Source organism: Blautia sp. CAG:257 (genome assembly GCF_000433815.1).
In the GTDB taxonomy this organism is placed as follows: Bacteria; Bacillota; Clostridia; order Lachnospirales; family Lachnospiraceae; genus Blautia_A; species Blautia_A caecimuris.
The window spans coordinates 1-9,985 of sequence record NZ_HF998987.1 but is presented as its reverse complement, the minus strand read 5'-3'; the positions used below and the strand labels follow the sequence as shown (position 1 = coordinate 9,985).

General features: G+C 41.0%; 10 protein-coding genes and 1 pseudogene. 4 read left to right on the top strand and 7 right to left on the bottom strand.

Translation table 11 applies throughout. The features are described from left to right. The 5 genes from QVP40_RS01080 to QVP40_RS01060 form a co-directional block, all read right to left on the bottom strand. Positions 1-510, bottom strand: a 510-nt coding sequence (locus QVP40_RS01080; RefSeq protein ID WP_288200098.1) for a tyrosine-type recombinase/integrase, incomplete at its 3' end; no start/stop codon positions are given. A 74-nt stretch (positions 511-584) separates the two neighbouring features. Further along, positions 585-2,885 carry a potassium-transporting ATPase subunit KdpB gene (gene kdpB / locus QVP40_RS01075; RefSeq protein ID WP_022066668.1) on the bottom strand — a complete coding sequence of 767 codons (2,301 nt, stop codon included), beginning with the start codon at positions 2,883-2,885 and terminating at the stop codon, positions 585-587. A gap of 45 nt (positions 2,886-2,930) precedes the next feature. Beyond that, positions 2,931-4,556, bottom strand: coding sequence for a potassium-transporting ATPase subunit KdpA (gene kdpA, locus QVP40_RS01070; protein ID WP_022066667.1), 1,626 nt, complete (start codon positions 4,554-4,556; stop codon positions 2,931-2,933). Positions 4,557-4,583: 27 nt separating this feature from the next. Next, the gene (locus tag QVP40_RS01065) at positions 4,584-5,216 is read right to left on the bottom strand and encodes a sensor histidine kinase (protein ID WP_243873698.1); all 633 of its coding nucleotides are present in this window, start codon (positions 5,214-5,216) and stop codon (positions 4,584-4,586) included. 25 nt (positions 5,217-5,241) lie between these two features. Continuing rightward, positions 5,242-6,090 carry a DUF4118 domain-containing protein gene (locus QVP40_RS01060; RefSeq protein WP_022066665.1) on the bottom strand — a complete coding sequence of 283 codons (849 nt, stop codon included), beginning with the start codon at positions 6,088-6,090 and terminating at the stop codon, positions 5,242-5,244. 341 nt (positions 6,091-6,431) lie between these two features. Between QVP40_RS01060 and QVP40_RS01055 the strand changes: the two genes are divergently transcribed. Together QVP40_RS01055 and QVP40_RS01050 are read left to right on the top strand one after the other, a co-directional pair. Continuing rightward, positions 6,432-6,872, top strand: a complete 441-nt coding sequence (locus QVP40_RS01055; RefSeq protein ID WP_022066663.1) for an Hsp20/alpha crystallin family protein — start codon at positions 6,432-6,434, stop codon at positions 6,870-6,872. A 72-nt stretch (positions 6,873-6,944) separates the two neighbouring features. Beyond that, complete coding sequence (locus QVP40_RS01050) at positions 6,945-7,478, top strand: HdeD family acid-resistance protein (RefSeq protein WP_022066662.1); 534 nt, start codon at positions 6,945-6,947, stop codon at positions 7,476-7,478. Between the two features lie 143 nt (positions 7,479-7,621). Here QVP40_RS01050 and QVP40_RS01045 read toward each other — a convergent pair whose 3' ends face one another. Both QVP40_RS01045 and QVP40_RS01040 read right to left on the bottom strand, forming a co-directional pair. Further along, positions 7,622-8,491, bottom strand: coding sequence for a magnesium transporter CorA family protein (locus QVP40_RS01045; protein WP_022066661.1), 870 nt, complete (start codon positions 8,489-8,491; stop codon positions 7,622-7,624). A 189-nt stretch (positions 8,492-8,680) separates the two neighbouring features. After that, on the bottom strand, positions 8,681-9,043 hold the full coding sequence (locus QVP40_RS01040) for an MmcQ/YjbR family DNA-binding protein (protein ID WP_173752644.1): 363 nt from the start codon (positions 9,041-9,043) through the stop codon (positions 8,681-8,683). Between the two features lie 260 nt (positions 9,044-9,303). Between QVP40_RS01040 and QVP40_RS01035 the strand changes: the two genes are divergently transcribed. Together QVP40_RS01035 and QVP40_RS01030 are read left to right on the top strand one after the other, a co-directional pair. Beyond that, positions 9,304-9,627 carry a MobC family plasmid mobilization relaxosome protein gene (locus QVP40_RS01035; protein WP_022066659.1) on the top strand — a complete coding sequence of 108 codons (324 nt, stop codon included), beginning with the start codon at positions 9,304-9,306 and terminating at the stop codon, positions 9,625-9,627. After that, a pseudogene (locus QVP40_RS01030) lies at positions 9,594-9,932 on the top strand (relaxase/mobilization nuclease domain-containing protein); the annotation flags it as partial. The gene QVP40_RS01035 and the pseudogene QVP40_RS01030, both read left to right, overlap by 34 nt. Positions 9,933-9,985: the final 53 nt, after the last annotated feature.

Sequence of the window (9,985 nt, the reverse complement as noted above, 5' to 3'; positions counted from 1 at the left end):
AAACGGATCTCCACCGGACATCCAGCACCCCATCACATACTGCATAACTTTGGGATTGACATTGTTCTCACCCAGCCTGGTACATCCCGTATGACGAAGAGTATGCGATGAAATAGGAGGCATCAGCTCCGGCTCTCGCTTCTCTTCTTCTGCCAGTTTGCTTTCTTTCTTATTATAGGCATTGACAATATTTTTCAGAAAGCTGTTCACTCCCGCCGGCATGATCGGACGTCCATGCTTTGTATTGAAGATGAATCCACTGCGTCCACCAATATCTACATTACTCTGTAAACCAAGCATCAGGTTCAGTTCTCTCTGTTTACGGAACGCATCATATACCATCTGTGTCATAGGAATATCTCTGATTCCTGCATCCGTTTTAGTTACTGAATCATGGAAACAATATCCTTCATCACCTTCATAATACACAAGCTGTCCACCTACATGAATCTCCCGGTTCTTCATATCCACATCTGACCAGGTTAAGCCGATAGTCTCTGCTTTTGTCAATATAAGACTAAAAAAAATATGTTTTTCTTGCAAAAAGCACCGCCAGTTTTCCCTGGCGATGCTCCTGCAAATAATTACTCATCTTTTTTCTCATTCACATCTATGACTTTACTCTTATCTCCCACAAAGAAAATATCATCCATTTTCCAGATGATCTCTATTCTTCCGCCGCCATAGACATACACTTTATCAATAATCTTGTACAGCACGTTTTTATCAAAAGACTGTAATGCTGCAATATCATTCAGCTCTGCCTGTTTCGCTCCTGCTTCCTCAATCTTTTTCCGGGCTTCTTCAATTTCATTTTCAATCTCCGGAATACACTGATCAATTTCAGCAATGCGTTTTGTTGTTATCTCCAGCTCTGAGATATACTGGTCTTTCGTAAGACTTCCCATTCTGTAATCAGAATATAATTTCATCTTTCTGGATGACAGACGCTTCTTTTCGCTCGCCAGAGTAGAGAGCTTTTCTTCCTGAATAGATGTTTCCAGCCACACTTTTTTCTTCTTTTCCAGATTATCTGATATAAACCGAACCATGTTTCTGGCACAGGCTAAAACCGTTTCCTCCAATTCCACTTTGTCCATCTTGCTGTTGGAACACTCTGGAAGTCCGGTCATGTGTGCTTGTGGACAGCGATACGATTTACCAGATCCCGTTAAGTCCAACCGTCTACCACATGATGGACACATCAAAATTGCATGACTTTTTTTCTTTGGTTTGTATGGACGTTTTTCTTTTGAAAATGCCATCTCATTCGCCTTTGCAAATAATTCCTCTGACACGATTGGTTCATGTGTTCCTTCTACAATAATCCAATCCTCTCTGTCATTTTTGGCAAGTTTGGTACTTCCAGTTACTGCAACTCTTTTTTTACTCCACACAGTTTTTCCCAGATAGACCTCATTTTTTAACATGTCTGAAATGGTTGTCTGCGACCATAGCTTTTTTTCTTTCTCTATCTTACGAAGATCCGCAAACTTTTCCTGCACACCGTCTTTTATAATATCTTTCAGGTAAATGACGCCTAAAACGATATGGTTCTTGGCCACCACCAGAGGTGTTCCTCCTTTGGATGAAATCTCTTTCACAATATGATCACACTCCGGAGAATAAATTTCTCCGCCTTTTACCACGTAATCTTTAATTGCATCTGCAGCTCCTTTTCGGATTTCTGTCCCTGCAAAATTCACACCGCTCATCCGGGTCACTGCGGTAAATGGGACAAATTCCATATTTTTATCAGAAAGACTTCTTTCCCGGATTCCAAACTTTTCTTTTGCCAAAACTACAACACTTCTTCCTTCCGGCGTTTCATCTGCCAGGGAAGACAGTTGTGCTGCATCCGCCAGTTCCTTTTCCGAAGCTCCATCTACCGGAATAAAGGCATCTGCACGACGGTTTCCCAGAGTAATCGTTCCTGTCTTATCCAGCATCAGAATATCTACATCACCTGCCGCTTCAATGGCTCTTCCACTCATTGCCAGCACATTAGCCTGGTTCAGACGGCTCATACCTGCAATGCCGATTGCAGAAAGCAGCGCACCAATGGTTGTCGGTGCCAGGCAGACCAGCAATGCAACAAGGGTCGTAATGGATGTAGGATTCGGTATTCCTGCCTGCTCTGCAGAGAACATAGAGTATGTATAAAGGGACATGGTTACCATAATAAATACGATGGACAATGCAACAAGAAAAATCTGCAATGCAATCTCATTCGGTGTCTTCTTACGATTTGCTCCTTCTACCATGGCAATCATCTTGTCCATAAAGGTTTCCCCTGCTTCACTGGTAATTCTCACAACAATCCAGTCAGACAGCACAGTGGTTCCGCCTGTTACGGCACTCCTGTCTCCGCCACTCTCACGAATTACCGGTGCAGACTCACCGGTAATTGCACTTTCATCCACAGATGCAGCACCATCCACAACTTCTCCATCACCTGGAATCTGTTCCCCTGCCTTTACCAGAACCAAATCTCCTTTTTTAAGGCTTGTGGACGGAATAACTGTAATCCTTTCTTTCTGATCCGGTGACGGGATCTTATGGGCATCTACGTCTTTCTTTGCTTTTCTCAAAGAATCTGCCTGTGCCTTACCTCTTCCTTCTGCAATCGCTTCTGCAAAATTTGCAAACAATACCGTAAACCACAGGATCACTGCAACCGCACAGGTATAGCCGGTCGGTGCATCTCCAATTCCGAAAATCAGAGAAATAAGCCAGAGTCCGGTAGTCATGATTGCCGACAGGTAAACCAGAAGCATGACCGGATTGCCTGCCTGCGTTTTCGGTTTTAACTTAATAAATGAATCTTTGATTGCCCTCATCATCATTTTTTTATCAGAGAGGGCAGTTTTTTGTTTTTCTGCCATTTTTGATTCCTCCATATGATCAAATCATTCGATTATTCCTGATTTTTATCCAACAAACTCTGCAATCGGTCCCAATGCCAGTGCCGGGAAGAAACTCAAAGCACCAATCAGCAGCACGATCACGATCAGCAGGAATACAAACATTCCATTACTGGTAGATAAGGTTCCTGCTGTAACTGCCAGTTTCTTTTTCTGTACCATGCTTCCTGCGATTGCAAGGATTCCTGTAATTGGGAGGAATCTTGCCAGGAGCATTGCACCACCAAGAGTAAGATTCAAAAATGGAGTATCTGCGCCAAAACCGGCAAATGCAGAACCATTGTTTCCTCCGGCTGATGAATATGCATACAGCATTTCAGAAAAACCATGTGCCCCGGAGTTATTCAGGCTTTCTGCAACGGATGGAACCGCTGCTGCTATTCCACTGAATACCAATATGGCGATTGGTGTGGCAAGGCATACCAGGACTGCCCATTTCATTTCATAAGGCTCAATCTTCTTTCCCAGGTATTCCGGTGTTCTTCCGACCATCAATCCTGCAATAAATACAGTTAATATTGCAAATCCAAGCATACCGTAAAGTCCACACCCTACGCCTCCGAATACTACTTCACCAAGCTGCATCAGAAGCATTGTGATCATACCGCCAAGAGGCGTATAGCTGTCATGCATAGAGTTTACGGAACCATTGGATGCTGCCGTCGTCCATGTTGCCCATGTGACAGAGGAACCGATACCGAATCTTGCTTCTTTTCCTTCCATATTTCCACCAGCCTGTCCGTCAGTGGAAGTATCTACATATTCATTTTCTGTAAGGACCGTAGATGCGGACTGCTCATTCACTGCTACTACAGACATTGCCGCAATTAACATCAGAAACATCGCCATAAAAACTGCAATTCCCTGCTTTTTGTCTTTTACGTCACGGCCAAATGAAAAGCATAATGACGCAGGTATCAGAAGCAAAAACAGCATCTCAAGTAAATTGCTGAACCAATTCGGATTTTCCAGCGGATGTGCAGAGTTTACACCATAATATCCACCGCCATTGGTACCCAGCTGTTTAATAGCAATCTGACTTGCCGCAAAACCGAGAGGAACGATTTCCTCTGTAACAACTTCCGCATCCTCTACAACCTCTCCATCTACCGTTACGGTATCTCCGTTTATTCTGGCATCCTCCAGATAGTTGCCATCAGCATCAAAAGCAACCGGCTCCATCAATTCTACAGTTTCTGCAGCTTTCCATGTCTGTGGAACACCCTGAGAAGCAATCATAAGTGCACCTGCCAGAGAAAGCGGCATTAAAACATACAGGGTGGATCTTGTCAGGTCTGTCCAGAAATTTCCCACGCCTTTTCCTTTTACTCTGGTAAAACCACGGATCAGAGCATATAAAACTGCAATACCAGTAGCCGGTGTCACAAAATTCTGAACCGTCAGCCCCAGAGCCTGAGACAGATAGCTGAGCTGTGATTCTCCACTGTATGCCTGCCAGTTTGTATTTGTCACAAAACTGATGGCAGTATTCAGTGACAGATCCCAACTCATTCCCTCTATATGCTGGGGATTAAATGGGAGGAATTTCTGGAACACCTGTAAAAGAAACAGTACCAGAAGTCCAAATCCGGAAAATGCCAGTACACTTACCAGATACTTTTTCCATGACATATCTTCTTCCGGGTCAATATTTTTTCTTTAAACAATTTTTCTTCCTCCTTCCGTGAGAGGTAATGTAAAGATAAACTCTGCTCCCTTTCTATCCGTCCGGTTCCGCCCGATGATCGTTCCGCCATGGGCATTTACCACCGTCTCACAGATCGTAAGCCCCAGCCCGATTCCTCTTTTCACATCAACTGAACGAGTCTTGGAAGTGTAAAATATTTTAAATAGATTGGAAACGTCTGCTTCAGCAATTCCCTCTCCTTCGTCCCGGACAGAAACCAGTAGTTCATCTTCTGTGTAACTGGCAGAAACAGTAATGGCTTCCTGCGGTCTTGTGTGTTTCACTGCATTGTCCAACAGATTGGTAATTACCTGCTCAATCAGCTTTGCATCCATCGGCACTAGCCGGAACTCTTCCGGTATCTCTACCTGTATCTCCCGCTCCGGAAAGCTCCGTTCCACATGAGCAACTGCACAGCCAATCACCTCTTCGATTGCTTCCATTTCTTTTTGTATCACAATTTTACCATCCTGCAGCCTGGTCAGGCTTAATATATTTTCCACTAATGATTTCAGCCAGTCTGCGTCCTGATAAATACCTTGAAGCAGTTCCTGACGTCTGTCTTCTTTGTCAGTCATATCCATCAGCATTTCCGATGTCCCCATGATACCCGACAGTGGTGTCCTGAGATCATGAGAGATTGCACGCAAAAGATTCGCACGTTCTCTCTCGTTCCATGCTTTCTCTGTCACGAACTCTTTCTATCGTTACTTCAATCCGATCCATTGCCATGGAAACATTCTCCATAATAGAATGCAGTAACTTTTTCTTTTCCTGCAGATGTTCTTCATTTACGGTTTTATCAATTTTAACAACTGCCAGCAAATGCTCCCGTCCGTTGACCGGGTACCCATAAGTGTCCTCTTCTTCCAGATATTCGGTTCGAAGATTTGTATATCTCTTCCGAATCTCATCTGCATCCGGCACGCTTCTGTGAATCTGCTCTTTTCCGGACTGCTGGATGAAGATCGGTTCAGACTGCCTTCCAACATAAATGCATCCGACATTTACCTGAAGCAGATGACTGATACTTTCTGCTGCAATTCTGAGAACAGCTTCCATATCCGCCGCATCAGACAACTTACTGGAAAGCATATATAAGATCTGGCTTTCTTTCCCTCTTTCATTTGCTTCTTCCGTTAAAAGCTTTTCTTTTGTTGTCAGGGCACTTGTAAGAATGGAAGTTGTCAGCATAATGGAAAAAGTAATCAGATACCCGGGATCATTTACTGCAAGCGTATGATAGGGTTCCGTAAAAAAATAATTGTAACATAGGAGTGAAACTACTGCAGATAAAATCCCATACTGATATCCTGATGTAAATCTCGCAACCAGAAGAACAGCCAGAAGATACATCACAACAATATTCGTTTCTGGAAATCCAAGCCCTGTAAAAATCTTCCCAAGTACGGTGGCTGCAAATACGATAACCACCAATTTCAACAGGCTCTGCAGGATTTCTTTCTTTTTCATCATCATGATCGCCTCTTTATTATCATATTAATCCCGTTAAGTATAGCACTCGCAGTCTGTTTTTCCAATCCCATGAAACATGGCATTCTGTTTCTGCTCAAATAATGATTAACATTTGGAATCAATGCCGCTGGATCTAATATCAGTAGTCATATAATTTCTTATAATTCACAAAATCTTCACATAATTATTAGCACTCTCTATTGACGAGTGCTAATTCATATGTTATATTACGCATAGAACAAAGGAAGAGGAAATGATTTCTCTTCCTGATATTCATAAATCAACACTTCGGGTTTCTCCGATAGTGCAAACTTTAGTTTATGTCATGAAAGGAGATATGACTTATGTTAATGCCTAATATTTTTGGAGAAAGTTTATTTGATGATTTTATGGATGATTTTGCTTTTCCGGACATCGATAAAAAATTGTATGGGAAACATGCTCCCCATATCATGAAGACCGATGTAAAGGAAAAAGACAACACTTACGAAGTGGCCATTGATCTTCCGGGATTTAAGAAAGATGAGATTCAGATCCAGCTTGAAAACGGTTATGTAACGGTAAGTGCCGCAAAAGGTCTTGATAAAGATGAAAAGGATAAGGAAGGAAAATATATCCGCCGAGAGCGTTATGCCGGAAATGTAAGCAGGAGCTTTTATGTAGGAAATAATGTTCAGAGAGAAGACATCCATCCGAAATTTGAAAATGGTATTCTTTCCTTTACTGTTCCAAAAGAGCAGAAGACAGTAGAAAACAACTCCCATTATATTGCCATTGAAGGTTAATCTCAAACGGGCAGGGAATAAAACCCCTGCCTGTTTTAAAAGCTAAACACAATTGGGAAAGAGGTTTTTGATATGAGTAAAACGACATCAAAAGTATTATGGATTTTAGCCGGAATCTTTCTGATTATAACCGGGATTGGATGTTTGAGGAATCCCGGAGAAATTCTTTATGGTCTTCCCATTATCTTTGGAGTTGCCATGATGTTTTCCGGCATTATAGATATAGTGATATTTGCAGCCGGTCATGATTATATGGCAGGATCTGGCTGGTTTCTTGCTGACGGCATTCTGACCGTACTGATGTCTTTATTCATTTTGGGAAATGGATGGTTTACAGCAATGACAATCTCCTTTATTTTAGGAATGTGGCTGATTTTTTCAGGTATCACCAAACTGGTTAATTCCTTTGACCTTCAAAAACTGGGAGTAAGAGGCTGGGGCTGGTTTACGGTACTTGGAATCCTGCTGACTGTGATTGGTTTTCTGTCTTTCACACATCCATTTGCAAGTATTGCAGCTATGGCCTGGGTAATCGGATTTTTCCTGATCCTTCAGGGAATTGTATCCGTTATGCGTGGATGCTTTTCCAACCGTTTCTGGTTATAAAAATATAACAAAAACTAACATTGCCAAAGAGGAAAAAGGCACCTCTTCATATAGATTCGGCTGCATACAAAATTGTGTGCAGCCTATTTTAATGAATACCTAATTCTGAAAAAAATCTTTTACTCTCTACGGATAATCTTATCCTACAACAATTTTTTCTTTTTAAAATAAATGAGTTCCAGAATAATTGTAATTACTGCAATTGCAATCACTGCAACATATCCGTATTTCCACTGCAGCTCAGGCATATTTACAAAATTCATCCCATACCAGCCGGTCAAAAGTGTAAGTGGCAGGAATAAGGTTGTCACAACTGTCAATATACACATAATTTTATTCTGTTGTGCATCCTGCTGAGATTGATACAGTTCACGTAACTGCAGTATATTTTCTCTAAGCAAATGCACATGGTTATGCAGTCGTTCTGTCCTGAGTGCATAACGATTCCACGATTCTGTATTATGGATAATAGTCAGTCCATCTTGAGACTGTAATAGATCACCAATCATAGCCAGCTGTTCATAATATGCATCCAGCTCAGATAGTTTCTGTCGATACTTTGTAAGAACCGTAAAGAAATTATCTGGAACACTTTTTATGAGCTGATCTTCCATCTTTTCAATTTCTTTTTCCAAATGTAATAAATATAGAAGATCATATTCAATCATCAGTTCCATCATCTTAAGAAGAAACTGATCCGGCGATTTCAGCTCCTGAAACTCTTCTTCCTTTTTCTCTATCCAGTGTTTCAGTTTCCCACTGTCCTCAATTAAAAAAAGTTCTTTATCTGTCAGGTAAAATCCACAAACAACATGTGGTGTACGTATTTCATTTTTTTCCGGTACTCGCAAGGTTCCCAGAATACAATCCCGAAACACTTCTGCTTTACAGTATCGGATTGATCTGATACTGTGTAATAATTCGTTATCATGCGGAAAAACTTTCTTCAACTCACGAAATTCATCTTCCCGTAAGATCGTAAGGAAATGTATATTCATCATAGAATCACTCATACTCCTTCCCATTATTCTGCTCTTGAAAATCAGAATACTCTTTCTTTTTATGAAATGTAAATACGAAATGGCAGGCACTGTTACATATAATCCCTATCGCCATTATTGAAATAGCTCATGCTGTTTTTGCATTATTCACAAAGTTTCTTTATATATCAATAAGAATAGTTTTGAGAAATTTTCTTTTTATCATTTCTGCATTCTATCAATCAAATCATAACTCATATCCAGAAAATCCAATATTTTCGATTCTCCTACTATTCCATCCAACAAAATCGTAATCCAATGCTGCTTATTCATGTGATAGCCCGGCAGAAAACCATAGGTCTGGATAATCATTCCTGTCATTTCCGGATCACATTTAACATCTATAATTTCCACGGTATCATCTCCATCCAATCCAAGTTTGGATCTCTCAACATTCATGATCACCGCATACCATTTTCCATTATGATGGCGAAGCACTGCACTATCCGGAGAACTGCTCCACAAATATTCAGGTATTGTTCCATACTGCTTTTTCACATATTCAAAAATTTCTTCTCTATCCACTCTTTTTTTCACCTCTGGATGTTCTCGTATCTTGACAATAATCATACCACATTTTCATGAGCTGCACTACCTGTTCAGTTTCTCAAATTCTTTTGCAATTTTCTATTTCACCTGAATTTATCTATTAGAGGGTAGAACAGCAGCAAGGACAGGAAGTGTATATACACTTCCGCAAAAATGGCAATTTAGGGCAGGGTTCCCTAAATTGAAAACCCCGAAGCACCCCAAAACCGAATTACGTACAGAAGGAGAAAATAGACATGTCAAACAGAAAAAGAAACATCCAAATATTGTTTTGTGTTACTCCAGAGGAAAAGAAGCTGATCCGCCAAAAGATGATTCTGTCAAAGACCAGAAACATGGGCGCCTATCTTAAAAAAATGGCTATCGACGGCTATATCATCAACACCGACACAACCCCGATCAAGCAGATGTACGAAGAGATGCACAAAATCGGTGTAAACATCAACCAGATTGCAAAAAAGGTAAATACCACCGGTGATTTGTACCCGGAAGAAATGGAAGAATTGAAAAGGATGGTAAGCGAGATATGGCATATATTAAAATCTTCCCCATTAAAGTAACTGACAAAAAAGCGCTGGACTATATTATGAATCCGGACAAAACCGAAGAAAAATTACTGATTTCCAGTTTTGCCTGTTCCCCAGAATCTGCTGATCTGGAATTTGCTTTCACCAGAGATGAAGGTAAAAAGAACGTGATGGATAAAGGCAACAATCTGGCATTTCATTTAATTCAATCTTTTAAGCCTGGAGAGGTTGACGCTGAAACCGCACATAAGCTCGGCAAAGAATTTGCTGACGAAGTACTAAAAGGGAAATATGAATATGTCATCAGTACCCATGTTGACCAGAATCATATTCATAACGTACGCCCGGATAGGGCAATGAGAAAAGCAGTATGAGGTACTGCCCCGTAAGA